This is a genomic window from Cytobacillus sp., assembly GCF_964223445.1.
Lineage (GTDB): Bacteria > Bacillota > Bacilli > Bacillales > Cytobacillaceae > Cytobacillus.
Genome location: NZ_CAXQGS010000067.1, coordinates 47,159 through 71,934 on the forward strand (window position 1 = coordinate 47,159; position 24,776 = coordinate 71,934).

Annotated in this window: 24 protein-coding genes; 17 read left to right on the top strand and 7 right to left on the bottom strand. The window is 41.8% G+C overall.

The window, feature by feature from the left end:
- Positions 1 to 33 precede the first annotated feature (33 nt).
- From ACEQ1T_RS12955 to ACEQ1T_RS12970, 4 genes are all read left to right on the top strand, one after another.
- Positions 34 to 1,053: an SDR family oxidoreductase gene (locus ACEQ1T_RS12955; RefSeq protein WP_370223238.1), complete on the top strand. Its 1,020-nt coding sequence runs from the start codon at positions 34 to 36 to the stop codon at positions 1,051 to 1,053.
- A gap of 247 nt (positions 1,054 to 1,300) precedes the next feature.
- Positions 1,301 to 1,873 (top strand): glycerol-3-phosphate responsive antiterminator, encoded by a 573-nt coding sequence (locus tag ACEQ1T_RS12960; protein WP_370223240.1) that lies wholly within the window; start codon positions 1,301 to 1,303, stop codon positions 1,871 to 1,873.
- Between the two features lie 534 nt (positions 1,874 to 2,407).
- Positions 2,408 to 4,735, top strand: coding sequence for an alkaline phosphatase (locus tag ACEQ1T_RS12965; RefSeq protein ID WP_370223241.1), 2,328 nt, complete (start codon positions 2,408 to 2,410; stop codon positions 4,733 to 4,735).
- A 334-nt stretch (positions 4,736 to 5,069) separates the two neighbouring features.
- On the top strand, positions 5,070 to 5,480 hold the full coding sequence (locus ACEQ1T_RS12970) for a RidA family protein (protein WP_370223242.1): 411 nt from the start codon (positions 5,070 to 5,072) through the stop codon (positions 5,478 to 5,480).
- A gap of 57 nt (positions 5,481 to 5,537) precedes the next feature.
- Here the strand turns inward: ACEQ1T_RS12970 and ACEQ1T_RS12975 are convergent, their stop codons facing one another.
- From ACEQ1T_RS12975 to ACEQ1T_RS12985, 3 genes are all read right to left on the bottom strand, one after another.
- A complete protein-coding gene (locus ACEQ1T_RS12975; RefSeq protein WP_370223244.1) occupies positions 5,538 to 7,004 on the bottom strand; it encodes an Msr family ABC-F type ribosomal protection protein in 1,467 nt (488 codons plus the stop codon).
- A gap of 2 nt (positions 7,005 to 7,006) precedes the next feature.
- The gene (locus ACEQ1T_RS12980; RefSeq protein ID WP_370223245.1) at positions 7,007 to 7,879 is read right to left on the bottom strand and encodes a putative RNA methyltransferase; all 873 of its coding nucleotides are present in this window, start codon (positions 7,877 to 7,879) and stop codon (positions 7,007 to 7,009) included.
- Between the two features lie 334 nt (positions 7,880 to 8,213).
- The gene (locus ACEQ1T_RS12985) at positions 8,214 to 8,258 is read right to left on the bottom strand and encodes an erythromycin resistance leader peptide (protein ID WP_142301762.1); all 45 of its coding nucleotides are present in this window, start codon (positions 8,256 to 8,258) and stop codon (positions 8,214 to 8,216) included.
- Positions 8,259 to 8,389: 131 nt separating this feature from the next.
- Between ACEQ1T_RS12985 and ACEQ1T_RS12990 the strand changes: the two genes are divergently transcribed.
- Both ACEQ1T_RS12990 and ACEQ1T_RS12995 read left to right on the top strand, forming a co-directional pair.
- Complete coding sequence (locus ACEQ1T_RS12990; protein ID WP_206844456.1) at positions 8,390 to 8,893, top strand: hypothetical protein; 504 nt, start codon at positions 8,390 to 8,392, stop codon at positions 8,891 to 8,893.
- A gap of 68 nt (positions 8,894 to 8,961) precedes the next feature.
- On the top strand, positions 8,962 to 9,807 hold the full coding sequence (locus tag ACEQ1T_RS12995) for a GNAT family N-acetyltransferase (RefSeq protein ID WP_370223246.1): 846 nt from the start codon (positions 8,962 to 8,964) through the stop codon (positions 9,805 to 9,807).
- Positions 9,808 to 10,059: 252 nt separating this feature from the next.
- On the opposite strand, the gene ACEQ1T_RS13000 is transcribed toward ACEQ1T_RS12995, so the two are convergent.
- Positions 10,060 to 10,929 carry an EamA family transporter gene (locus tag ACEQ1T_RS13000; RefSeq protein WP_370223247.1) on the bottom strand — a complete coding sequence of 290 codons (870 nt, stop codon included), beginning with the start codon at positions 10,927 to 10,929 and terminating at the stop codon, positions 10,060 to 10,062.
- 157 nt (positions 10,930 to 11,086) lie between these two features.
- Between ACEQ1T_RS13000 and ACEQ1T_RS13005 the strand changes: the two genes are divergently transcribed.
- Positions 11,087 to 11,317 (top strand): hypothetical protein, encoded by a 231-nt coding sequence (locus ACEQ1T_RS13005; RefSeq protein WP_370223249.1) that lies wholly within the window; start codon positions 11,087 to 11,089, stop codon positions 11,315 to 11,317.
- 67 nt (positions 11,318 to 11,384) lie between these two features.
- Here ACEQ1T_RS13005 and ACEQ1T_RS13010 read toward each other — a convergent pair whose 3' ends face one another.
- Positions 11,385 to 11,756, bottom strand: a complete 372-nt coding sequence (locus tag ACEQ1T_RS13010) for a VOC family protein (RefSeq protein WP_370223250.1) — start codon at positions 11,754 to 11,756, stop codon at positions 11,385 to 11,387.
- Positions 11,757 to 11,869: 113 nt separating this feature from the next.
- Positions 11,870 to 12,163: a phospholipase gene (locus ACEQ1T_RS13015; RefSeq protein WP_370223251.1), complete on the bottom strand. Its 294-nt coding sequence runs from the start codon at positions 12,161 to 12,163 to the stop codon at positions 11,870 to 11,872.
- Positions 12,164 to 12,358: 195 nt separating this feature from the next.
- Here ACEQ1T_RS13015 and ACEQ1T_RS13020 point away from each other — a divergent pair, with 195 nt between their 5' ends.
- Entirely contained in the window at positions 12,359 to 12,619 is a 261-nt protein-coding gene (locus ACEQ1T_RS13020; protein WP_370223265.1) for a hypothetical protein, read from the top strand.
- Between the two features lie 449 nt (positions 12,620 to 13,068).
- Positions 13,069 to 14,184 (top strand): cysteine desulfurase family protein, encoded by a 1,116-nt coding sequence (locus ACEQ1T_RS13025; protein WP_370223252.1) that lies wholly within the window; start codon positions 13,069 to 13,071, stop codon positions 14,182 to 14,184.
- Positions 14,185 to 14,201: 17 nt separating this feature from the next.
- Here ACEQ1T_RS13025 and ACEQ1T_RS13030 read toward each other — a convergent pair whose 3' ends face one another.
- The gene (locus ACEQ1T_RS13030) at positions 14,202 to 14,744 is read right to left on the bottom strand and encodes a hypothetical protein (RefSeq protein ID WP_370223253.1); all 543 of its coding nucleotides are present in this window, start codon (positions 14,742 to 14,744) and stop codon (positions 14,202 to 14,204) included.
- A gap of 141 nt (positions 14,745 to 14,885) precedes the next feature.
- On the opposite strand from ACEQ1T_RS13030, the gene ACEQ1T_RS13035 reads away from it, so the two are divergent.
- The 8 genes from ACEQ1T_RS13035 to ACEQ1T_RS13070 form a co-directional block, all read left to right on the top strand.
- Positions 14,886 to 15,893: a DUF3231 family protein gene (locus ACEQ1T_RS13035; RefSeq protein ID WP_370223255.1), complete on the top strand. Its 1,008-nt coding sequence runs from the start codon at positions 14,886 to 14,888 to the stop codon at positions 15,891 to 15,893.
- A gap of 359 nt (positions 15,894 to 16,252) precedes the next feature.
- On the top strand, positions 16,253 to 16,906 hold the full coding sequence (locus ACEQ1T_RS13040) for a DsbA family protein (protein ID WP_370223266.1): 654 nt from the start codon (positions 16,253 to 16,255) through the stop codon (positions 16,904 to 16,906).
- Between the two features lie 154 nt (positions 16,907 to 17,060).
- Positions 17,061 to 17,960, top strand: a complete 900-nt coding sequence (locus ACEQ1T_RS13045; protein WP_370223256.1) for a cupin domain-containing protein — start codon at positions 17,061 to 17,063, stop codon at positions 17,958 to 17,960.
- Between the two features lie 147 nt (positions 17,961 to 18,107).
- Positions 18,108 to 19,241, top strand: a complete 1,134-nt coding sequence (locus ACEQ1T_RS13050; RefSeq protein ID WP_370223257.1) for an endospore germination permease — start codon at positions 18,108 to 18,110, stop codon at positions 19,239 to 19,241.
- On the top strand, positions 19,201 to 20,661 hold the full coding sequence (locus ACEQ1T_RS13055) for a spore germination protein (protein ID WP_370223259.1): 1,461 nt from the start codon (positions 19,201 to 19,203) through the stop codon (positions 20,659 to 20,661). The genes ACEQ1T_RS13050 and ACEQ1T_RS13055 overlap by 41 nt, the downstream gene beginning before the upstream one ends.
- Positions 20,661 to 21,803, top strand: coding sequence for a Ger(x)C family spore germination protein (locus tag ACEQ1T_RS13060; protein ID WP_370223260.1), 1,143 nt, complete (start codon positions 20,661 to 20,663; stop codon positions 21,801 to 21,803). Before ACEQ1T_RS13055 ends, ACEQ1T_RS13060 begins: the two co-directional genes overlap by 1 nt.
- A 131-nt stretch (positions 21,804 to 21,934) precedes the next feature.
- A complete protein-coding gene (locus tag ACEQ1T_RS13065; RefSeq protein ID WP_370223261.1) occupies positions 21,935 to 23,848 on the top strand; it encodes a PTS mannitol transporter subunit IICBA in 1,914 nt (637 codons plus the stop codon).
- Between the two features lie 88 nt (positions 23,849 to 23,936).
- Positions 23,937 to 24,776 (top strand): transcription antiterminator (locus tag ACEQ1T_RS13070; protein ID WP_372530245.1); only part of this gene is annotated, 840 nt, incomplete at its 3' end.

A 24,776-nucleotide genomic window follows, 5' to 3' on the forward strand; every position in this document is an offset into this window, starting at 1 on the left:
TATTGCAGCTATTAAAGTGAACGGGGGAAAAGTATGAAGGTTTTAATATTGGGAGGTACTCGTTTTTTAGGAAAAGCGCTGGCAGAAGAAGGCTTGAAAAGAGGTCACGATATTACATTATTCAATCGCGGGAATAATAAAGAAGCGTTTTCCGAAGTGGAACAGCTCGCAGGTGATAGAGATGGTGATGTGTCGCAGCTCAAAAACAGAAAATGGGATGCCGTAATGGATACATGCGGATTCGCACCGCACCAAATTAACAAAATCGCAGCAGTGCTTGGAGATAGCATCGAACATTATACGTACATTTCTAGCATCTCTGTATATAAAGACTGGATTCCGCTCAATCTCACGGAAGACTATCATTTACAGTCCATGCCGCAGGATCGATTGAAAGATGTTGAGGAAGGCAGAATTTCTCCTTATGAGTATTACGGCGCGTTGAAGGTGTTATGCGAAGCTGAAGCAGAAAAGCATTGGCCGGGGCGAGTGCTGCATATCAGGGCAGGTCAGCTGGTTGGGCCGTTTGACTATACAGATCGGCTCCCATACTGGGTTCAGCGTGTCTCGGAAGGCGGAAATATAGCGGTGCCGGGACGTCCGGACCGTCCAATTCAATTGATCGACGTGAAAGATATAGCAGCATGGGGCTTTAATATGGCGGAAAATAGCAAAGCTGGAACGTATAATATTACAGGCCCCGATTATGAATTGACGATGGAAGAGCTTTTGAATACATGTAAATCAGTTACAAACAGCAATGCCAAATTTGTCTGGGCCGATGAAGAATTTGTATTGGATCATCAAATACAGCCATGGACTGAAATGCCGTTATGGATTCCTGAACATTTCCCGTTAGATGGAGAAGATAAACCGTGGCACATGTGCATCAGCGTAAAAAAGGCCATAGAAAACGGACTTTCCTTCAGACCGCTTGAAGATACAATTCAGGATGTATATCAATGGGAGAAAGGGAGACAGGGTTCCGGAAGAAAAGCTGGAATATCTCGTGAAAAAGAGCAAGAGCTGCTGGATGCCTGGTTTCAAAAATAGAAAAAGGATACTTTGTGATGGGGTATTATCCCAACGTCCATATTAGGTTGTACTTACCTTACTAATAATAATGCTAATGAAAAATGACAGGTATAAATTACACTGTCATTTTTTTTACACTTACCATCTGTTTGTACACTATCAGTTACCCTCCTTCTGTTTACTCAGAAACTTAATAAACTTTTACAAAAGGGTACCTATTTCTTAATGACAAAGTGCTATAAACATATTATTGGAGGTGGAAGTGATGGAGAAAAAAGTTTTAGTGAAAAATAATCCTATCATAGCTGCCGTACGCGATGTCTCATTAATTGAGAGAGCTGTTCTTTCACCTGTTGAGACGATCTTTTTAATGACAGGTGATATTTTCTCAATTGAGCATTGCGTTGAAGAAAGCAGAAAGTATCACAAGTCTATTTTTCTGCATGTTGATCTAATCAAAGGCATAGCGAATGATCGAGAAGGAATAAAGTACTTGTCTAAAAAAGTAAAGCCAGATGGGATTGTTTCGACAAAAAATCAATTGATTCAGGCTGCTAAAAAAGAGGGATTATTAACGATCCAGCATTTATTTATGCTGGATACACAAGCATATGAAAATGGAATTCGAAACGTATCTAATGTACAGCCTGATGCAATTGAGATTATGCCCGGATTAATGCCAAGAGTCATAAGGGAGATTTACGAAAAAATAGATTGTCCTATTATTACAGCTGGATTAATTAAAAATCCGAATGAGATAAAAGAGGTGTTAGAGGCTGGAGCACATGGTGTAGCGATCGGTGAACCTGATTTATGGAGTTTAGACTCTAAATTCTAGTTGAAATGTGAAGAAATCTTTAACAATTATTTTACTTAATAACAATACTGTTTTAATAATGAAGTTTTACTATGACAATGTAGATGATGAATACTTATATGTAAAAAATTACATATTATCTAACTGCCAAGGGTGGAGTAAATGGAGAAAACCCAGGTATAGTTACTAGTTTTATTAAGCATAGGAATGCTTTTTAGGGCTGGCTATACTTGGGTTTTTTGTTCTCTTTAGTCAATATAGGATGAGGAAATAGCCTATACTGCTTCGGTTGTCTTTGTCAATTGACCTCCACGAAAGTGGATTCAATATAGAAACCTTTATTTTTGAAAGGGAGGAAGCGCTAATTGAGCAAATAAGACAAAGAATTAAATAAGGACGCTAAATAAACGCCCTTCTGGCTGCACCTATTAAGTGCAGCTGCTTTCGTTATCGAAATAGCTAGAAAGCGAGCTTAGAAGCTGCATAGTCAGCTTGGAAAAATTTCCTGCCAGCTCGTTTAAAGTTATTTAAATCTAGTAAAAGGGAGAGAGTACATTGAATAACCAAAAATGGTTAAAAGACATTACCGCAAAAAAGATGACTCGCCGAAATTTTTTAGAAGTTACAGGGAAAACAGCCGCAGTTGCAGCCTTTTTTTCGCTGCCTGTCATTACGTCAGTAAACGCAGAGGAAACACCAGACTTTTCAGCTTATCCATTTACGCTGGGTGTTGCCTCTGGCGACCCGCTTTCGGATAGTGTTGTTTTATGGACAAGGCTTGCTCCTAATCCGCTTGCAGAGGACGGAAATGGAGGGATGGATAAGCGCTATGTTTCTGTTGAATGGGAAGTGGCAGAAGACGAAGCGTTTAAGAAGATTGTTCGTAGAGGAAAAGAAATTACAGGGCCTGAACTAGGTCATTCAGTGCATGCTGAAGTCTTTGGCTTAAGGCCATGGAGAGAGTATTATTACCGTTTCAAGGCTGGTAATGAAATTAGTCCCGTGGGGAGAACAAAAACTGCTCCTGATGAAGGCTCACATCTTAAGAGTCTCTCATTCGCAATTGCTTCCTGCCAAGCATGGGCAGGTGGACGCTTTGCCGCTTACAAAAATATGGCTGAGGAGGACCTGGACGTTGTGTTCCACCTTGGTGACTATATTTATGAAAAAGGGGATACTGAAACACTGGCAGATTATCGCCTCCTTCATGCACAATACAAAACATCACCAGATTTGCAGGCAGCGCATAGCGCTTTCCCCTTTATTGTGACGTTTGATGACCATGAGGTAGATAATGATTGGTCCAATGATATTTCTGATCCGAACTATCCGGAAGGAGAGCGTGAACGTTTTCTGGCAGTGCGTGCAGCTGCGTTCCAGGCCTATTATGAGCATATGCCGCTAAGGCGCCGCTCCAAACCGAATGGCCCAGATATGCTTCTTTACCGTAAATTTACATATGGAGATCTTGCAGAATTCAGTGTGCTGGATACAAGACAATACCGTGACAATCAAGTAGGAAAAGGATTTCCAGGCGGTCCGCTTGATCCTGAAGCTTCTAATCCGGAAAGAACGATGGTAGGATCTGAACAAGGATTATGGCTCATCGGAAATCTTCACCGTTCACAGGCAAAATGGAATGTGCTGGCACAGCAAACAATGATGGCTCAATATGACTACGATCCAGGTGAGGGAATTAGTGTTAACCATGATCAGTGGGATGGATACTCGGCAGATCGGGATCGCCTTTTCGAATTTATTAAGAAGCGTCGACCATCCAATCCAATTGTTCTAGGCGGGGATTGGCATTCAAGCTGGGTAAATGATTTAAAGGAGGATTTCAGTGATCCAAAATCCAAGACACTTGCTACCGAGTTTGTCGGGACGTCGATTAGCTCTGGCTGTGGCTGGAAGGATCAGGTTGAAGCAGCATTATCGGTTAATCCGCATGTCAAGTTCTTTGATGGTGAATATCGTGGATATGTACGATTTCACGTCACACATAAATCATGGCAAAGTGATTATCGAGTTGTCTCATCACCTAGTAATCCAGTGGCTGCCGCAAGCACCATCGCCTCCTTTGAAGTAAAGAATGGTAAGGCTGGGGCGATGCGAATAGGCGGAGTGGATGTAACAGACATTCAAGCTAACACGATGATAGCAGGAAAACCAAGCCCTGTTACCGTCTCCCTCAGCAATGGGACGAAAAAAGCAGCGAAAGTTCATGTAAGCATTCCAGTTCCAATGGGCTGGAAGAGTGAGAGTGTGACTGCGGTTATTGAAGCTCAATCTTCATTAACGGTTGAGGTAATGGCAACACCTCCAGCTGCTGTTCCAGCTGCAGAAAGACTTCGTGTAGAGGTGGACGCCGGCAAAACAACTGTTTTTGGCCGGCCAAGAGATGTTCAGGCAGTCTCTGTCCCCGCTGGAGACGAGTTTCTGCTCGCTCTTGATGCCGGAGTTTCAACGTCGCCTGTCTTTACGTCCTTTAAACGCTTTGTTCCAGAAGATACTTGGGATAATGCGAAGGGGTATGGATGGATCGGAACTTCCCATTCGGCGAGGGATCGAAATAAGCTGGATGAGCTGCAGCGCGATATGATCGTGGGCCGGGATGCTCCAGCAACGTTAAGGCTGGCGATTCCAGCGGGTATTCATCGCATTTATTTCCTAACAGGAGATGCCATTTATACCTCAGCAAACACGATCATTCATTCAGATAACAAGATGCTTGCTGAGACAGGCGGAACGCTGGCACCGGGACAATTCAAATGGCTCCATTTTGATTTAGATGGAGGCAGCAGCGGAAAAGAAATCGACTTGTCCATTACGGGGGAGCTTGGAGATGGATGGTGGAGACTGGTTTCCCTAATGATGAAGTAGGATAGTGAGGTCATTTGCAGGTGGCTTTCACATTGCCGCCACCTGCTAGATACAAAGGGATTTCAGGAACTCTAAAGGTGAAACAGTTAACAATAGGAAAATATATTGTGCTGGGACTCTTTTGAAAAAAAAAAGCGTCAAAGGAGGAAAACCAGTTTCTTCAACAGCTTTATTTGGACATTCAAACATTTGGAGAACGGAAAAAACTAAAATCATATCTATATACATCCCATATTTCCACCCGTCAGGAAGCCCTATAACAGTTATCTAAAAAGGAAATCATGCAAATAGGTAGAATTTAAATAGGTAATACGGTTTGAAAGGAATTTTAGAAATGAAAAATATTTCGTTAATACATTCGTCGATGTTGCCTGCAGTTGACTATGCTTACGCCTCCCATGTTCCTGCTGGAATGGATCTTTATTTTATGGCAGGAGCCTGCCCGCTCGACCAAGAGGGAAAAGTGCCTGAGGGAATCAGATATGAAGAACAGGCCAAACTGTGTGTTGATAACCTGAAAGCTGCCTTAAAGGAATGTGGTGCTGAATTAAAGGATGTGGCATATACAAGAGTCCTCGTCGCATCTTCTGACCAGTCAGATTTGGTGGCCGCATGGCAGGCAATTAGAGAAGAATTCGGTTCTCATGATGTTCCAAGTACATTGTCAGGTGTCACCGTTTTGGGTTATAGCGGCCAATTAGTTGAGATAGAAGCGGTTGCTGCATTACCCCAAAACGCAAAATAAGCAGCCTGACTACAGAAATGGACCCTCCTGCAAAAGCAGTCGGGTCAATTTTTTCTTTTAGCTCTTCTTTAGAACCAGCATCTTTTCTTCTATGGCATACACACAATCAGCCACCCGTTCAACAAACACTTTATCATGTGAAACCAGCAGGACGGTTCCTTTATAGGCTTCTAAAAACCGTTCCAGCGCTTCGATGCAATAAATATCCAGAAAATTTGTGGGTTCATCTAATATCAGCACATTATATCTGCCAAGGAAAAGCTGGCACAGCACGAGACGGATAGCTTCTCCGCCGCTCAAATTGCGCACATCCTTTTTCAGGTCATTCCCTGTAAAACACATGGAGTGAAGAACAGAACGGATTTTACTATCTTCATAATCGCTTTTTTCTTTCATATATTCCAGCACCGTTTTGCTTTTATCGAATTGATAATCCATCTGTTCATAGGCGCCTGCAACTGCTTTAGGAGAGAGGGTTATGCCCTCGCCGCGATTCAGGATGTGGTTGAGCAGAGTTGTTTTTCCTGATCCGTTTTTTCCTGTAATGGCAATGGTATGGCCAAGGGGAAATTGGAAGCTTGCTTCTTTCAGGAGTGTTCTTTCTCCGCCTTTTAACGTTACCCGATCGCCCATGATGGGAAATTTATTGTGCATTTCCAGTGCCGGCTGCTGATGAAAACGAATCGTCATTTCTTCCTTTGGCGCATCCACATTCTCCAGCATCTGTACCCGCTGTTCAATTGCTTTGGCAGCGCGCTGGACAGCTTTTTGGCTGGTATCCTTGGATTTTGTCATAAACATTTTATTGGCTTTGGCCTTTGTTTCCTTTTTGGAGATATGCCCATTCGCCTGTGTAATCTTATCAGCCTTTTTCATTTTTTCCTCAGCCGCTTTTAATAGGCGGGACTTCTCTTTCACAAATTTTTCATGCTGCTCGAGCTGCTGTTTTCGCTGCAGGTCTTTTTGTTCCGTGTAATCAGAATAGTTCCCGGTATATTCTGTCACAGAACCATCTTCAATTTCCCAAATTTTCGTGACGAGATTGTCAAGCACATATCGGTCATGGCTGACAAGCACAAGGGCTCCATAATAATAGGTCAGCTCTTCAATAAAGAATTGTGTGCCTTCCTTATCGAGGTGGGTGGTTGGCTCATCAATTAATAAGCCTTCATAATAGCTGGAAAAAATTTGCGCCAATTTCCTCCTGGTTCTTTCCCCGCCGCTTAAATTTTCTATTTCGGTTTGAGGAATCGATAGCTGACCAGCCAGTTTATAATCTATTTCTCTCGCTTCTGGCGCTGACAGCTGATCGAAATAGGCAAAATCAGCAAATCTTTTAACCATTCCTTTTTCAGGCTTTAACTGTCCAGCCATCAGCTTCAGCAGGGTGCTTTTACCAGTCCCGTTCTTACCGACAATGCCAATCCGGTCAAACTGGTGCACGGCCAGCCGGGGTATGTTTAATACTAATCTATCTAAATAGGACACTTCTATATTTTCTAATTCAAAAAGTACATTTTCCATTCTTATAACCTCTTTTCTTTTTGGTTTAATCCGATTAAAATATCGGCGTCGGTGGTGATTTGACTGCTCCTGGTGATAAATGCATCTAAAGCTGTCTCATTTGAATCCCAGGCAAGCGGAGACATCTGCACTAAATGTGTCCGTTCGCTTTTATCCAACTCTCTTGCATCCGTCACAGTGATTTTGTCAGTAAGAGTAAAATACTTTTTAAAAAGAGAAAGGGTTTCATCATTCTTGTAAAGACTTTTCTCTTTGCTTCCATGAATGGCATCCCGCAGCTCTTTTAAATGGGCAGCTCGCGGAACCACCTTAATGATAAGCCCATCTGGAGCCAAGATCCTTTTAAACTCCTTGTAATTAGAAGGAGAAAAGATATTTAAAATCATGTTCATAGAGTGATCTGCCAGAGGAGATTTTGCCAGATCCCCGACAAGCCAAATTGAATGTTTATAACTTTTTGCAGCCTGAGCAATACCGGCTTTGGATAAATCCAGGCCAATGCCTGTCACTGTTCCGTTTCTGGAATTGCCCAAAATTTTATCCAAATGGGATCCTTCACCGCATCCTGCATCAAGGATAAAGGCAGGGGTGTCAGAATTGGCGGAATAGGTGTCAATTACGGCTGATATCTTCTCATGAAGCAGTTTAAAAAGGTCACTCCCCATAATGATTTTCTTCCTGGCTTCAAATAAGGCTTTATTGTAACGGCTTTTCGGTGAATGGCTGAGCATGTTCACATAGCCATGGTGTGAAATATCAAAGGTATGCCTGTTTGGGCAAATCAGGCTTTTCGTTTGAACAACCTGCAGTGATTTCTCACAGAGCGGGCATCTAAGTGCATTTCCGAAATTTTTATATTTTGCATGATTCTCCATTTTTCTTCTTCCTTTCAATAAAAAAATCACAGGCATCTGCCTGTGATTCAGAGTAAAGGGAAGAGGACCCATCCTTATTCGGTTAGGGGCTGATCAGGAGCCGTCAGCAAATAAACCTTCCTTTTGCTTGTCTATGGGAAGACGTATAGACATAAAAAAAAGAAAGGCAGAAAAATCCGCCTTTCCATTCATATCAAAAATTGCCACAGATAACTGGCAATTTAAGAAATAACACCAAAATGGGCTATTTCAATATGAACTGAAGATTATTAAAAAAGGACAGACTAATCCCGTTTACTCTGTTAACACAAACAGAGCCTTTGAACGTATTAAATTACTGGTTCAAAGTTGGGAATCGAAGTCTCATCGCGTGTGTCATTTTTTAATAATCCTCCTAAAATAATTAGATACATTGGTCATTATAAATTCATCTATTAAAAAAGTCAAAGGTTCCTCCGAATTTTAAAAAGAAGGAAGGGGAAAATTACTCTTTGAAATGGAGGAAATCTGATGAATAAATTCTTGATTTTAACGGTATTTTTTGCATTTTTTGCACTTCAAATAAATGCAGCGCATGCAGCGTCTCTTTCCTATCCCTGCAGCATTGTGCTGGAGCCTGTAAAAGATATCCCGAATATCCAGGGCACAGCTCTTATAACTAAAGTGAAGAAACCATATTCAGATATGCCGGGGAGTCCTGTCAGAGAACGGACAGCTATTGGAGTCTACGCTGACTGGATGCCCTTGCCTTCAGCATTTGGCGATTATGATCAATATGAAGGGTTTGCACAAATACCTGGTGTGATCAGCTGGAGATTTAAAATGTATCCTGTTAAAGAAGATCAGCCAAGCTGGTTTGGCGGCTTCCCATTGGCCGGAAAGTTTGACGAAATATCCGCAGAACTTTCTGCTGATGCAATCGTGCAATTGCGCCTTTCCAATTCCCGTTCCGGTAATCTGGGACCGGCAGTTTTACAAAATACATTAAAGGGATGCGGAAAGCAGGAAGGATAATGCATTAGCAATCCTTAATTATAATGAGGGAGTATATTTTATCAGAAGGGATATAGAGTGAGAAACCAATGATATTAGACTTAAGAGAACTAAATGAGAAAGATATCCCCGGACTGATTGATCTGTCGGCTTCAGTTGGCTGGGATTATGACGAACATGAGGTTGAAACCCTGTTGAGGTCCGGCAGAGTTTTCGGACATAAAAATGCTGAGGGCAGGATTGTTTCCAGTGCAGCTATCATTCGTTATGATACTAATTTGGCCTCTATCGGCATGGTTATTGTTCATGAGGATTATCGAGGACTTGGGCTGGGAAAGGAAGCTGCTCAAACGTGTGCATCCAGTGTACCCGCCGATATTGCTGTCATGTTAATTGCGACAAAGGAAGGAAAGCCTTTGTATGAAAAAATGGGCTTTATCACTGTGGATTTTATTCACAAATTTATTTGTGATGAGTTTGCTTCCGATAAGTCTGCAGATGGAATTTCTATTGAAGCCTTTATCCAGGCAGATTTTCCAAAAATCCTCCAAATAGATGCTGCTGCCTTTGGCGATAAGCGAAGCGTTTTTCTCCGCAATCGAATCAGCCAGTCCAAACAATGTCTTGTTGCTAAAAATAATAATGGAGAAATCATTGGGTATGGATTATCCATACAGGGGCCAGTCAATTTAATACTCGGACCCATTGCAGCAGCTGATTCAGAAACAGCTGCTTTAATCGCAGCAAAATTGGCTTTACATCATAAAGGGAAGCTGCGAATTGATGTTCCAGAGGGAAGAACGGATTTTATGTCTTTTTTGGAACGAAGCGGTTTTGTTAAAGCAAATACTCCACCAGTCATGATGAAAAATTCAGCAGCTATGCCGCAGAGGAACCATTCCTTATATGCAATTGCTTCGCAGGCTTTTGGATAGGGGAATGTTGAAATATGCTTTGTGCAAATAAATAGTTTTATCCGCAAGTAAAATAGGGCTATGTGCAAATAAAATATTTTATCCGAAAGTAAATTTGGTCTATCCGCACGTAAATTTCACTAGCGGGTCAATAATGCTTATATAGCTCTGAAAAACGGCTGCGGGAAGTCCAATCTCCATGCAAAATCATAAAAAAACGGCTTAATCTCAGGATTAAAGCCGTTTTTTTATGTGTTTAACTCTAATTTTCGCCTAGATTATCAGCAGAGCCGTTCCGATCGTAATCAAAATAGCACCGGCAATTGTATTCATTGAGGGCTTCTCTTTTAAAATGATAAAACTTAATATCATTGTCAGCACCACACTGAATTTATCGATGGGGTTGACGACACTAACCTTTCCGATGGAAAGAGCGCCGAAATAGCACAGCCAGGATAATCCGGTTGCAGCTCCCGAGAGGAAAAGAAATAAATAAGACTTTTTCGAAATGCTTTTAAGCTCCTTAAAGGTCCCCTGAAAAAACACAATTCCCCAGGCGAAAAGAATGATAACCACAGTCCTGATGAAAGTGGCCACATTGGAGTCGACGTCTTCAATTCCTATTTTCGCTAAAATATTGGTGGCTGCCGCAAATACAGCAGAAAGGACTGCGAGAAAAATATACGATTTTGTATTGAATACTTTCTTCTTGCGGCCCTTTTTCCGGTCTTTGCCGATTAAAACAAAGGTTCCAATGGAGATAATGACTCCCCCTGAAACGACCAAAGCTGTGGCAGGCTCCCTGAGAATAATAAATGATAGCAGGATGGTTAAGACGACGCTCGACTTATCAATGGGAACTACTTTTGATACATCGCCGATCTGAATGGCTTTAAAGAAGCAAATCCAGGATAAGCCTGTTGTCAGGCCAGAAAGAACGAGAAATATGTACGATTTTACAGAAATAGTCAAGATGCTTTCCGTTTCCCCTGTAATGACAACCATAAGATAGGCCATGATGACCACCACAATCGTCCTGACTGCAGTAGCCAGGTTGGAATCAACTTTTTCAATGCCAATTTTTGCGAGAATGGCTGTGAAGGATGCAAAAACGGCGGCCAGCAGAGCTAAAATAATGCTCATAGACATGATCTCCATTTCTTCAATGGGATGATTATATACATTTTATTTTGCTGAAGTGCATATAGAATATTCTTTGATTTAATTAGTATTATTTATAAAATTCTGTTTTCTTGTTGAGTATTCTATATTATAGTTTGGTTAAGCAAGGAGGCAGGAAATGGATCCTATTGATAAAAGAAATCGCTTGGATGATGAACCATTTAGTTTTCGGGTAAATAAGAATAGCACAGTATTTCTTGATTATAATGGAAAACAAGTGAAAATTCTCAAAGGAAAAGAGGCAGAGAAGTTTCTAAAAAAAATGAATGATGCGGAAGATGAAAAGAGCAGGCAATTAATCATGGCGAAGATAACGGGGAATTTTAAACGGGGAAATGAACGGTTGTAATGGCTTTGAGCTGAAGCAGCAGTGCCAATTGGTACTGCTGTTTCAGCTTTATTATGTAAGTGGAATTCTATCTGTGCTGGTCGAAAAGAATAGCGTTGCCATCCGGATCTTCGAGGGTGAAACTTGCAGGGCCGGAACCTGACTCATTCGCTTCGTTTATGATATGAATCCCTTGTTCCTTCAGCTGCTTTTGAAGCTCCCGAATGTCAGTAAATCCCTCTAAATTTTCTGCGTTTTGGTTCCATCCAGGGTTAAAAGTAAGGATGTTTTTCTCGAACATGCCCTGGAATAGGCCTATCACACAGTTATCATTCTTTAGGATCAGCCAATTTTGCTCAATATTCCCGCCGAGTGCTTCAAACCCTAGTTTTTCGTAAAATTCCTTTGACTTCTTAATATCTTTAACGCTTAGACTTACTGAAAATGCTCCCAGTTTCATAGTTCCTCCAAGGTATTAGTTTTTATATAATTCAGACAACACCCTTTGAGTTTAATCGAAGCCATTTTATAAAGCAATAGAGTTGTCCTAAAAAAAGCGGCTGGCGCCGCTTTTTAATACAGTCTTCTTTTCCGAAACCGGCTGCAGGTAAAATCGGTTTGGAGTTTCATATAAATATAAATGATCGTCGCAATTGTTCCTTCTTCGCCGTGCCTGTTTGTCTTAGGCTTAAGGCATCTGAGGAATTCCTGGTCACAGCTGCATTTTGATCTCCCGCTTCCCCAGCATTTGTCATGTGCCTTGCAGCAGTCATCCACGCCATTGATAGGGGCATCTGGTCCGCTGCATCCGGGACCGCACCATCTGTAGCCGGGGAAAAGGCAAGGAATCTGTTTTCTTCTTGTCAATAGTATCCCTCTTTTAATATCAATTTAATTATAGATATGGCACAACCCTAGTAGAGGTGTGGTTACATATCTACTAAATGAAGATTGTTTTCGGATAAAGGGGCAGGGGCCCATACCCCATAGGCAACTGACGCATATCCTTTACTGTAGACAAATATAGAGGAGGAGTTCCGTTTGGATTATCAATATCAGCACATGCCAGTGGCACAGGAGTATGTCCCGCACAATGGCGTGTATTTCACTGACCATCGAGTCCGGCCTGGATTTGGAATCGGAAGGCCCGGATTTGGTTTTGGGCGTCCGGGATTCGGGTTCGTAGGACCTGGTTTTGGACTTGGACTTGGATTTTTAGGGGGGCTAGCGACCGGAGCATTGCTTACACCCGGCCCGGGATTTGGATATCCATACTACCCTTACCCGCCATACCCGTATCCGCCATATCCTTACTATTATTAAAGGGGTAGAGCTTTGTCCTTGGGCAGGGCTCTTTTTTTAATTGATTTAATTTTGATGTGTAATAATGAGTGTAAGAGCATGATTAAACAGGATATCCTGAGGAATGTCAGTTCAAGGGAGGATGCAAGTTTGTATCAAGTATATTTCGATGAAGAGGTAAAAGAAGAGGTGCTTGAAGCAGTATTTTTAGATTACAACTTACGGAAAAAGTGTACAAAAAATCGTCAGGACCACTAATCTGAACAGTTTCTCAAGCATTCCGCCAGCTCCTTTCGATTGTGCATAGTTTTATTCTAAGTGTTCTTTATTAATAGAATATAATTGGCCTGTAAATTTTTTGTTAAATGAAGTTTGAGGGGGAACTGATGTCCCTTTTTCTATGAGCTGAAGCAGCTCTATTCCTCTATTTTATTGAATTTGATATTCTTAAAGAAAAGGGGGAGAAGGGAATGAACAAAGTCTATCTCGATTACAATGCAAGCACACCTTTGGCACCAGAGGTTATAGATGCCATGAGTCCATTGCTGACGGACTTTTACGGAAATCCTTCCGCATTGCATTGGGCTGGGCAGCCAGTAAAAGAGAAGCTGAAGATTGCAAGGAAACAGGCAGCTGGCTTGTTGTCATGTTCGCCGGAAGAGGTTATTTTTACAAGCGGCGGAAGTGAAGCGAATAATTTGGCATTAAAGGGTTATTATTACAAACATCTGGAAAAAGGCAAACACATCATTACGTCAAAAATCGAGCATCCTGCCATCGTGGAGCCCCTGAAATTTCTGGAGCGCCTGGGTGCAGAAATTACCATGGTGGATGTAGATGCATTTGGGATGGTTTCTCCCGAGGCAATTGAAGATGCGATTAGGGAAGAGACAATCCTGATCACCATCATGCATTCAAACAATGAAGTGGGGACCCTTCAGCCGATTGAAGAAATAGGGGAAATCGCCAGAAGACACAGGATCGCTTTTCATACCGATGCGTCTCAATCTGTGGGCAAGGTACCTGTTGATGTTGACCTCCTCAATGTGGATATGCTCACGATAGCGGGCCATAAACTGTATGCTCCTAAAGGAATTGGCGCCTTATATATCAGAAAGGGCATAGAGCTTGAGCCGCTCATTCATGGGGCCGGACACGAGTTTGGAGTGCGTGCAGGAACAGAGAACACACTGCTTGCAGCCGGGCTTGGCAAAGCCTGTGAGTTAGCTCAGGAGCATGCAAGGGACCGGAAGCTTGCTGACTTAACGAATTATTTCTGGGTTCAATTGAAGGAGGCATTTGGTGATGAGGTAGTCCTTAACGGCCATGAAGAAAAACGGCTGCCGAATACCCTGAATGTCAGTTTTGTCAATCGGGTTGGCCAGGACATTTTAGCCGCCATCCCACAGCTTGCTGCCTCTACAGGATCTGCCTGCCATTCAGGCAAAGTTGAATTGTCCCCTGTTTTGAGGGAAATGAAGGTTCCTGAACATGTGGGAATGGGTGCTGTCAGATTCAGTCTTGGAAGATATACGGCAAAAGAGGACCTCGATCAGGCAGTTTCCTGGCTGAAAGAAATATTATAAGAGATCTGGGCAGCCGTTTATTCCACTGGATAGACATCGGCAATCTGCAGAATTTCATCCGAAAAAATGCAATACATATCCTGATCACCGGTTTCAATGCCCATTTTCTGTACGGCAATACCATCGTAGCCTTGCTTCGCAAGACTTTTGCGAAAAGCTGCATTGGCTTCATCTTTATTCAGTAAGATCGCCTTATCTTTCCAGGTAAGGTGTCTTTTTTTTACGCTTGCATAGTCACAATAGGGATCCCGTTCATTCATGAAATGTTCAAAGGAATCGTAGTCCTTTAAAATGGGTTCATCTATATACACTTTATAAACAAATCCGCGGACTGGCTTGTCATACTGAATTACTTTGGGTACTCCATCTTCCCAAAGCTCAGTTTCTGATGTTTCGATGACTGTTTCTGTCCCGACAGCAAATGGCTTAGCAGACTCTATGTCAGATGAAAACCATATGCCAAGCGTATCGAACTCTTTCATTGTTTTTTGAATGGCCTGCTCTTTGTGAAAGTGGTCAAATTTTCTTGTAGAACCGTGATATACGATCAAAAGAGACACCTCCCATTGATAGGATGCCCCATATTTGGTCTGTTATTAATGGTGAAATGATCCAGCATGAACTCCTGTTTTTAATAAAAAGTTTCTTTTTTATTTCAGGACTTTGGAAATAATAAAATAAAAAAGGGGGACGTGCAGCCAATGAGTAATAATCAGAACTCGGAATTAACTGCAGCTGAAATAGCGCAATTATGGTCTGCTTATTTGAACAGCAGCATGTGTAATTGTATTTTCACATACTTTTTAAATACTGTTGAAGATATGGAACTGCAGTCCATGCTTCGGGATAGCATTCAATTAACAGAAACACATTTACAGAAACTTACTGGTTTTTTTGAAAACGAAGGGTTATCCGTGCCATATGGATTTAAAGCCGAAGAGGATGTAAAGGCAAAAGATTCAAAGCTGTTTTCAGAAAATTTTTCCCTTCACTTCCTCTATAATATTGCCATGTTTGCAGTCAGCTTTTATGCGCTGGCCAAAACACTTTCTGTCCGGTCTGATATCGTTAATTACTTTAATAATTGTTTAATGGAAGTTAATGAATATGAAACAAAGCTTAAAAATATGCTGCTGCAAAAAGGCTTGTATATGAAATCTCCCCATGTCATCCCAGTAAAAGAAACCAGCTTTGTAGAAAGCAAAAAATTTATGGGTGGATTGTTTGGTGATAAAAGACCGCCGAATGTTATTGAAATTAGTAATATATATATGAATTTGAAAAAGAATGCCATGGGAAAAACGATTATGGTGGGATTTAGCCAGGTTGCCCAATCGAAGGAAGTTGGCCAATTCATGGTAAGGGGCAGGGACATAGCGGCCAAACATACAAAAGTCTTTGCTGGAATGCTCGAAGAAAGTTATTTGCCAGTTAGCATGAGTTGGGATATGGAAGTAACAGATTCCACTGATCCACCTTTTTCAGATAAATTAATGATGTTTATGACCACATCCCTTATTGCCTTAAGTGCAGGGATTTATGCAACAAGTGCTGCTTCAAGTGCGCGAAAAGATATTGCGATTAACTTCATTCGTTTATCTGCTGAAATTGCTAATTTTGCTGAAGATGGTGCAAACATTCTCATAAAAAATGGCTGGTTCGAGGAGCCGCCGCATCCGGCAGACCATGATGACCTGGCAAATATATAATTGCTGATGGCTGGGGAAGGGACGTATACCTTTTTCCAGCTTTTTTTCGACTATATAAGGTAGTTAATCTTGATCAATAACGACGAAAAAGGCTGAGTGCCGTAAGAAATGGTCGTTAATCAAGCTGATTAACGACCAAAATAAAAGGATCCCATAAGAAATGGCAGTTAATCACAATCAATAGCGACCAAAATGACAATGCCCATCCTTATACGGGTGTTAATCCCAAATCAGCACTCTTAAGCACTTTCCGTGTAAAATAAAATGCCGCCTACTATACTAAAGAAGAATATACAGTATTGGAGGAATGGAAAATGCATATTGAAATGTGGACTGACTTCGCTTGACCGTTTTGCTATATTGGCAAAAGGCATCTGGAGGATGCCATTAAACAGATTAATCATCCGATTGAAGTGACTTATCGCTGCTTTGAGCTGGACCCGACAGCTGAACGGGATATAAAGGATAACATGTATGAAAAGTTATCCAAAAAATATGGGATGACGATTGAACAGGCGAAAGCCAACACGAAAAACATGGTGCAGATGGCAAGAAACGCCGGGCTGGAATTCAACATTGATACCGTCGTTCTCACAAACACGTTTGATGCTCACCGTCTGACGATGTTTGCCAAAACGAAAGGGCTAATGAAAGAAATGACTGAACGGCTGCTGCGTGCTTATTTTACAGATTCAAGGCATATAGGGGATCATGCCGCTTTAGCAGAATTAGCCGAAGAAGTTGGCCTGAACCGTGAAGAGGCTGAAAAAATGCTTGCCGGCAATGAGTTTGCAGATGCAGTCCGTGCAGATGAGCAATTGGCCCAGCAATACCGCATCACAGGGGTTCCATTTTTCCTTATCAATAAAAAGTATGCCCTTAGCGGAGCACAGCCAACTGAGATGTTTGTTCAAGCTTTGCAGAAGATTATTGCAGAGGATGAGATTACTGTTTTAAATGATCATGACGGTATGATCTGTGATGATGATGGCTGTGAAATTCCTAAGAAATAATACGATTAAAAAAGAGCCAGTCTTACAGTCCTATAAACAGGACAAGACTGGTTCTTTTTAATTCGTCCATATGCCCAACATGAAAAATCCAACGTACCTTCTTTTTTTATAGGCATATGATGTGTTGATAAATCTGTGAAGGGAATGACATATATTGTATCATCCTAATGCGTATTCCTATCCATATTACCCTTTAGTAAATGCACCTGTATTTCATACTGACGACATGTTAAGAAGCAATCAGGATCATTTTCAGCAGCTTTGTGAAACGGTCCTTGAAGGAGTCAAAAGGGAAGCTTCGGTACTTGAGCTATACACGCAGCTTGCAGAACAAGCCCCTAATGAAGAGCATAAGCAAAATATTATTCAGGCTATCGAAGGGAAAAAAGTCCATTTAACCCATTTCTGCAATCTTTATTACAATTTAACAGGAAAACAGCCGGAGTATCAGATTGGCGATGTATCCATTGAGCATTACCGTGATGGTTTGCATAGGGCTTATCAATTGGAAATGGAGGGTTTCCAGGAGTATCAGCGGGGGTCCGCACTTTCACAGCTTCCGCAGGTTCAAAATGTGTTCATTTGGGCTATGACAGGGGAACAGGAAAATGCAGCGCGCCTTGTTTCACTAAATGACCGGATTACCGATTATGGGCCTCAGCCATTTGTCGTTGATATAGAGGAAGCGACAAAGCAAAATAACACATTTCGGACATCAATATGGACAGGACAGCATTTGCAGCTGACATTGATGAGCATAAAAGCAGGTGAGGATATTGGTCTGGAAATTCATCCTGAACTTGATCAATTCTTAAGAATTGAAGAGGGAGAAGGGATAGTGCAGATGGGGAACAGCAAGGATCGGTTAGATTTTCAGCGGAAAGTTGCGGACGATTTTGCCATTATCATCCCTGCAGGAAAATATCATAATGTCATCAATACAGGCAGCAAACCCCTCAAGCTATACTCCATTTACGCACCGCCACAGCATCCATTTGGAACGGTGCATCAAACGAAGGCAGATGCCATGGCTGCTGAGGAAGAGCATCAGTAAGGAAATTAAATGAAAGGGATGAATCAAAAGCGGTCATGCGACATTCGCTTTCATTTCATCCCTCTTTGATTTTGGATTAGAATCTCATTACATAAATTGCTCTTGTCTGGTAAGCATACTTAATAAAACTAATAGCTGGAGAACGTTATGCAAAATTTAGTTAAAGTCCTAATACCCAGACAACTGTTTTTATTGCTCATCCTGTCTACAGGCTTGCTGAACCATGTTATTTTGATTCCGAATTTATTGACCGCTGCCGGAAGAGACAGCTGGCTGAGTGTGATTGCCGCTTATCCACTCTCTCTCTTTTTCATGTGGCTTATTTACTACATACTTAAAAACTCATCAGATGAAGGTTTCTTTTCCATGCTGAGACAGCGTCTTGGCAGGACGTTTTCCGTACTTTTATCGGTTCCCGTTATTGTTTTTTTAATTACTAGCTCCTATATAACGTTCAGAGACTTAATGATTTGGTTAAATGCGTTTTTCCTGGCAGATGCCTCTGTATTAATGATTAACATCATTTTAATTATTGTTTGTTCCATCATGACTATGGCCGGTGTGAAATATATGGCTATATCTAGCGGTGTACTGCTGCCGTTAGTGATGCTTTTCGGAGTATTTATTTCCATTACAAACACCAGATTGAAGGACCCCGGCCTGTTGTTTCCCCTATTTGCAGGCGGTTTAGAACCTTTCATGAGCGGAATTGTTTATACTCTTTCGGGGCTGCTTGAGATATATATCATCCTCATACTGCAGCCATACTCACAAAAACCCTTTAAATTCAAGCATTTAGTTTTCCTTTTGACGATTCTGACAGGATTAACTTTGGGGCCGCTTACAGCCTCGATCATGGAATTTGGTCCTGTAGAAGCGACGAAATTTCTTTACCCTGCCCATGAGCAATGGAGGGTTTTAAGCATTGGAGAGTACATCTCTCATCTGGACTTTCTCGCCTTATATCAGTGGCTGAGCGGGGCATTAATCAGAATTGGCTTATTTATGTATTTAGTAGGTGCATTTTTTCAAGTCAAAAAGAAACATTATCGACTGAATCCCAAATTGGTCCTTACTTTATACATGATTTTGTTTGGATTGATGTGCATTAAGATCGAAACCCACACTTTTTATCAATTTATCTATAAGTATTATCTTCCAGTCAGTATGGTGTTTTTTGTGTCCTATATCCTTTTATCTGCCCTGATTGTATTAGTTTTGAAGAAAAGGGATGAGAAACATGGCAAGAACAAGAATTCTAAAGTCCAATCCTCAACCTAAAGAGAATGGCTGCGCAAAGGCTGAAGAGTTAAAACAGCAATTAAGCAAAAGCGGCGATTTTGTGAGCAAAGCTCATGTTACAGAGAAAGATCAGTTTGACATATTATATTTTGATACGTTGGTGGATACTCAATATTTGGATCAATATATCCTGCCGATGATTGCAGCCGAGAAGGAGGGCCTGGCAAAAGATAAGCTCAGGACTTTATTTCAAGCTGACCTGGTAACTGATAAGTCAATTGATGACTTGTCTCAAATGCTTTTTGAGGGGAATTTTCTGTTCCTGGCTGATAAAGACCTATTAAGTATTAGGGCAGCAAACCTTCCAAAAAGGCAGCCTGAAGAATCTGCGCTGGAGACATCCATTAGAGGTCCAAAGGATGGATTTGTAGAAGATCTGCAGACCAATATATCTTTAATACGCAGAAGGCTTAATACCAGCACTTTATGTGTTGAAAAATATACATTTGGAAAACGAAGCAAAACGAAAGTGGCCCTAATGTATATTGAAGACATTATTGATAAGCGTGTTCTCGAAGAGATTCACAAAAGGCTGGGGAATGTTGAGCTTGATGTCTTGACGAGCATCCATGAACTTGACTCCCTAATCAGGGATCGCCCCTATTCGATTTTCCCCAGTCTTGATTATACCGGCCGTCCGGATTTTATCGTTCAGGCACTGAATCAGGGGAGGTTCGCCATATTGGTGGATGGGAATCCAACCGTCACATATGCCCCAGTCAGTTTATTATTGCAGACTAAATCGCCTGAAGATTTTTACATGAATTATGCGTTTGTGAGTATGGAAAGATTTATCAGAATGATTGGGATAACGGTATCAGGTTTCCTGCCAGGGGTATGGATCGCTTTTTCCGCATTTAATATTGAACAAATACCTTACTTGCTCGTTGCGACTATTTCGGTATCCCGATTTGGGCTGCCTTTGAGTGCCCCAATTGAGATGTTCATCATTCTCCTATTGTTTGAGCTTTTTAATGAAGCAGGAATCAGGCTGCCGAGAGCCATTGGGCAGACAGTGGCCGTACTGGGAGGTTTGATTGTCGGGGATGCAGCTATAAGAGCAGGCTTAACTTCTCCAACGATGCTGGTTGTTGCGGCGATTACTTATATTTCATCTTTTACCCTTGTAAGTCAGTCCCTTAGTTCTGCCATAACCATTATTAGATTCTTCGTCATCATCATGAGTACTTTTTTAGGCTTGTTTGGTGTCATCTTATGCTATATAATCACCGTTTTATACTTTTCGACGCTCTCATCCTTTGGAGTTCCTTACCTCTCAGCTGTAGCTCCAATCAGCTGGAGAGAAAGCATAAAGGCATTTCTGATGCTGCCTGTACAATTTTATAAATCCCGCTCCACTTCCACCAGCCCTGACGATCCCACGAGGAGGGAGAAGTAATGGCCAGAAGCGTGATTTTGATGGTTGCGTCATGCTGTTTTTTGCTCTCAGGCTGTTCCGGCATCAAAAATATACAGGATTTAACCTATATTGTTTCAATCGGTATGGATTATGATGAAGCAAAAGAGGAATATACAGTATATCTCCAGGGATTAAATTTTTTAAATGTCGCCAAGCAGGAAGGCGGAAAATCTGCAGAGCCTGTCCCAATTTTTGTGGCTTCTGCAAAAGGAGAAACATTAAATTTAGCAGTACGAAAGCTGTATAAAGTATCGGAACCTCCCTTATATTTTGGCCATGTAAAGACTCTTGTCATCACAAACCGGATTGTTCAGCACAAATTTCAGGAAGTGGTGGAGGAGATTGGAAAGAACCGTTCTATCCGCCCTACGCTTCATGTCGTAACAACAGAAGAAGGGATTGAGGAGGTTTTAAATACTAATGCCTTGTTTAATTATCCAGCCGTATACACCGTTCTATTTAAAAAAGATGCTTATGAGGTTGCGCAAAATGAAATTAGGCCGGTAGCATTAATGAATTTTCTGCGGGAATATTATGAGCCAATGAATGCAGCGAAACTGCCCTCCGTTAAAATTGATAAAACAAGCTGGAAGGCAGACAAGGATTATCCTGTATTATATTTTGATGGCTATTCCGTTTTTCAAAACAGAAAATATATGAAGGAACTAGCTTTTGAGGACTCCTTATTTCTTAATTGGCTGATGGAAAAATATATTGCTGTAGATGAAAGAGTCGATGTAGAGGGGAAATTGGCTGCAGCAGTAAAGCTCGAAAGCCCGAGGCTGAAAATCAAATATGATGAAGATTCCTCCAGCCCCAAATTTTCTATTGATTTATCCATTCGCGCTGATGTCCTGGAAAAAGTACAGGACATTTCCATGAACCGATTAACCAGTCTGGTTGAAGAGGAAATAAAAGCAAAACTAAGAACACTATATTTGGATGGAGTGGAAAATAAGATTGATTATCTGAATGCCGGCGAGAAATGGTTTCGGATGCATCCTGAGAAATTTGCAGAATTAGAAAAAACAGGCAATTTCTATTTGGAGAAAGACTCTCTTACTGATATCAAGGTAAAGGTTCAGGTTTTTAATTTCAACAGCTATAAATATAATCAATGAGGCTGGGAAAGGAGAAACACTAGTTTTGTCATCCGTTGCGCGACAAAGTTAGGTTTCTCCTTTGTTGAGTATAGCCCATTTGTCCATTACCATTAATAATAAAGTACTATATTTCGAAAGGATGAGTGTACATGGCTCAATCTAATCTAAAAGTAGCTGTACAGAAGTTCGGTAATTTTCTGAGCTCAATGGTTATGCCGAATATCTCTGCTTTTATAGCATGGGGTCTTATTACAGCTTTATTTATACCTACTGGCTTCTTCCCAAATGAAAGCCTTGCCAAAATGGTAGGTCCAATGGTGACATACTTGCTTCCATTATTAATTGGTTATACCGGAGGTAAGCTTGTACATGATCAGCGCGGTGCTGTTGTGGGTGCAATTGCAACAATGGGGGTCATCGCTGGTGCTGAGGTGCCGATGTTCCTTGGCGCCATGGTTATAGGTCCTTTAGGCGGTTATGTGATTAAGAAATTTGACCAGATGATCGAAGGAAAGGTCCGTGCTGGCTTTGAAATGCTTGTGAACAACTTCTCAGCTGGAATTCTTGGTGCAATTATTGCCATCCTTGCATTCCTGGGAGTGGGCCCTGCGGTTGATGTATTCACGGGCTGGCTTGTAGCTGGAGTTGACTGGCTGATTGGCACAGGACTTCTGCCGCTGACAAGCATCTTAATTGAACCGGCAAAAGTTTTATTCTTGAACAATGCCATCAACCATGGTGTTCTTTCGCCAATTGGCGTTGAACAGGTAAAAGAAACAGGACAATCCATCCTGTTCCTGCTTGAAGCAAACCCAGGACCTGGTATCGGTGTCTTGCTTGCTTACATGTTCTTTGGAAGAGGCAATGCCAAGAAATCTGCTCCAGGTGCCGGAATCATTCACTTCTTCGGCGGGATTCATGAAATTTATTTCCCTTACATCTTAATGCGTCCTATGCTCATTATTGCTGTCATCCTTGGCGGAATGAGCGGTGTGTTCACACTGGTTCTTTTAGGCGGTGGATTATTCGCTCCGTCATCACCGGGCAGCATCATCGCCATCACGGCTGTAACGCCTCATCATGCAAGTGCGTATATTGCGAACTTCGCAGGTGTGCTTGTGGCTGCTGCTGTGTCATTCATCGTGTCTGCCTTTATTATGAAGACGGGCAAGCAGGGTGAAGAGGATATTGAAGAAGCTGCGAAAAAGATGCAGGAAATGAAAGGCAAGAAAAGTTCTGTTTCCAATGTGTTTGAAGGCGGTCAGGCTGCAATGCCCGATAATGTTACCAAAATCTATTTTGCCTGTGATGCAGGTATGGGCTCAAGTGCCATGGGTGCATCACTTCTCCGAAAAAAGGTGAAGGAAGCGGGCATGGACATTGCTGTTACGAATACAGCGATTTCCAATCTTCCATCAGATGCAGAAATCGTCATTACACAGGAAGAACTGACACCAAGGGCACGCCAAAAAGTGCCGAATGCATTCCATGTATCGGTTGATAACTTCCTATCAAGTCCGGAGTATGACAAGCTGATCAGCGCCCTCCAGTTCCCGGCTAACTCGGAACTGCATGAAATCGTTGAAGATGCTGAAGAAAATGTTCCTGACACCGTGGACGAAGAAATGGCTCACGATGACGATTTATTGCGTCCGGAAAATATTTTCCTGAACAAAGAATTTGCTGATAAGGATGAAGCAATCCGCTTCGCAGGAAGAGTGCTTGTCGATGCAGGCTATGTGGAAGAAAGCTATATTGAAGCGATGATTGAACGTGATAATATCACGTCCACTTATATGGGAAATGATGTAGCGATCCCGCATGGAACCGAAGAAGCCAAAAAAGCTGTGATCAAATCCGGCTTTACTGTTATCCAGGTGCCAAATGGAGTAGATTTCGATGGCCAAAAGGTCCGTCTGATCTTCGGAATAGCAGGCAAAGACGGCACACACCTTGAAATCCTGTCAGGAATCGCGGTAACATGTTCTGACATGGATAATATCGAAAAATTGGCTGAGGCTGAATCGGCACAGACCATTATGGATATTATCGGCAAGAAATAAAAATAAAGATATTTCCGAATAGAAAAGCGTTATTATGCGCTTTTCTATTCAGTGTTTTTGTCACTAATTTTAGAAATGAGCTGATCTCATGTATATTACATCGAGGGAAAAAGCCATTATTGAATCTATTATAAAAACATCTGGTAAACACACGGCATTGTCGATTGCATCTTCGTTGAATGTCAGTGCGAGGACAATACAGAGGGATTTAAAGGCAGTAGAGAAAATCGTCAGTGAGTTCGATTTGAAGTTAACACGCAATGTAAATCAGGGCCTTGCTATTGAAGGGAAAAATGAGCAGATTTTCCGGCTGATACAGCATTTGACCAGCAGTGAACCGGTCGACCAGACTCCTCAGGAAAAGAAACTCCGCCTTCTTATAGCCATTCTAGAAGAAGATTTATACAAAACTCAGGTTCTGGCAAGCTACCTCGGCATCAGCACGGCAACCCTGTCAGCTTATCTGGATGAACTTGCCCAATGGCTATCCGTTTTCCAGGTGCAGCTTACCAGAAAACGGGGAGTCGGGGTAGAGCTTCACGGAGCAGAAGCAAACAAACGAAGAGCGCTCGCCCATTTTTTCCTCCAATATTTTCATGAAGAATTAATTGAGAAACTATTCTTGCTTGAAAAAAGGAAGCTGGGTGAAGAAAGGGTCCTTCATTACTTTGAACCGGACTATCTTTTCCACGTGAACAGCATTGTTCAGACTGTTTTTTCTGGTGCACCTGCCCGGTTTGCTGACAGCGGATATCTGGAGGTTGTGCTGCATGTATGCATTTCTCTGCAGCGGATTCTAAAAAAGCGTTTTGTGGATCAAAGTGATACCCTTCTTGAAAAGGAAGTTATAGCGGAATACGGTTTGATTCAGCAGGTAACAAGCAAGCTGGAACGAAAAGATCGGAAGAGCACACGTCTGAACTCCAGT

Coding starts and splice junctions, on each gene's coding strand:
- ACEQ1T_RS12955 (WP_370223238.1), top strand. CDS start 34: ATGAAGGTTTTAATATTGGGAGGTACTCGTTTTTTAGGAAAAGCGCTG.
- ACEQ1T_RS12960 (WP_370223240.1), top strand. CDS start 1,301: ATGGAGAAAAAAGTTTTAGTGAAAAATAATCCTATCATAGCTGCCGTA.
- ACEQ1T_RS12970 (WP_370223242.1), top strand. CDS start 5,070: ATGAAAAATATTTCGTTAATACATTCGTCGATGTTGCCTGCAGTTGAC.
- ACEQ1T_RS12975 (WP_370223244.1), bottom strand. CDS start 7,004: ATGGAAAATGTACTTTTTGAATTAGAAAATATAGAAGTGTCCTATTTA.
- ACEQ1T_RS12980 (WP_370223245.1), bottom strand. CDS start 7,879: ATGGAGAATCATGCAAAATATAAAAATTTCGGAAATGCACTTAGATGC.
- ACEQ1T_RS12990 (WP_206844456.1), top strand. CDS start 8,390: ATGAATAAATTCTTGATTTTAACGGTATTTTTTGCATTTTTTGCACTT.
- ACEQ1T_RS12995 (WP_370223246.1), top strand. CDS start 8,962: ATGATATTAGACTTAAGAGAACTAAATGAGAAAGATATCCCCGGACTG.
- ACEQ1T_RS13000 (WP_370223247.1), bottom strand. CDS start 10,929: ATGAGCATTATTTTAGCTCTGCTGGCCGCCGTTTTTGCATCCTTCACA.
- ACEQ1T_RS13005 (WP_370223249.1), top strand. CDS start 11,087: ATGGATCCTATTGATAAAAGAAATCGCTTGGATGATGAACCATTTAGT.
- ACEQ1T_RS13010 (WP_370223250.1), bottom strand. CDS start 11,756: ATGAAACTGGGAGCATTTTCAGTAAGTCTAAGCGTTAAAGATATTAAG.
- ACEQ1T_RS13020 (WP_370223265.1), top strand. CDS start 12,359: ATGCCAGTGGCACAGGAGTATGTCCCGCACAATGGCGTGTATTTCACT.
- ACEQ1T_RS13025 (WP_370223252.1), top strand. CDS start 13,069: ATGAACAAAGTCTATCTCGATTACAATGCAAGCACACCTTTGGCACCA.
- ACEQ1T_RS13035 (WP_370223255.1), top strand. CDS start 14,886: ATGAGTAATAATCAGAACTCGGAATTAACTGCAGCTGAAATAGCGCAA.
- ACEQ1T_RS13050 (WP_370223257.1), top strand. CDS start 18,108: ATGCAAAATTTAGTTAAAGTCCTAATACCCAGACAACTGTTTTTATTG.
- ACEQ1T_RS13055 (WP_370223259.1), top strand. CDS start 19,201: ATGGCAAGAACAAGAATTCTAAAGTCCAATCCTCAACCTAAAGAGAAT.
- ACEQ1T_RS13060 (WP_370223260.1), top strand. CDS start 20,661: ATGGCCAGAAGCGTGATTTTGATGGTTGCGTCATGCTGTTTTTTGCTC.
- ACEQ1T_RS13065 (WP_370223261.1), top strand. CDS start 21,935: ATGGCTCAATCTAATCTAAAAGTAGCTGTACAGAAGTTCGGTAATTTT.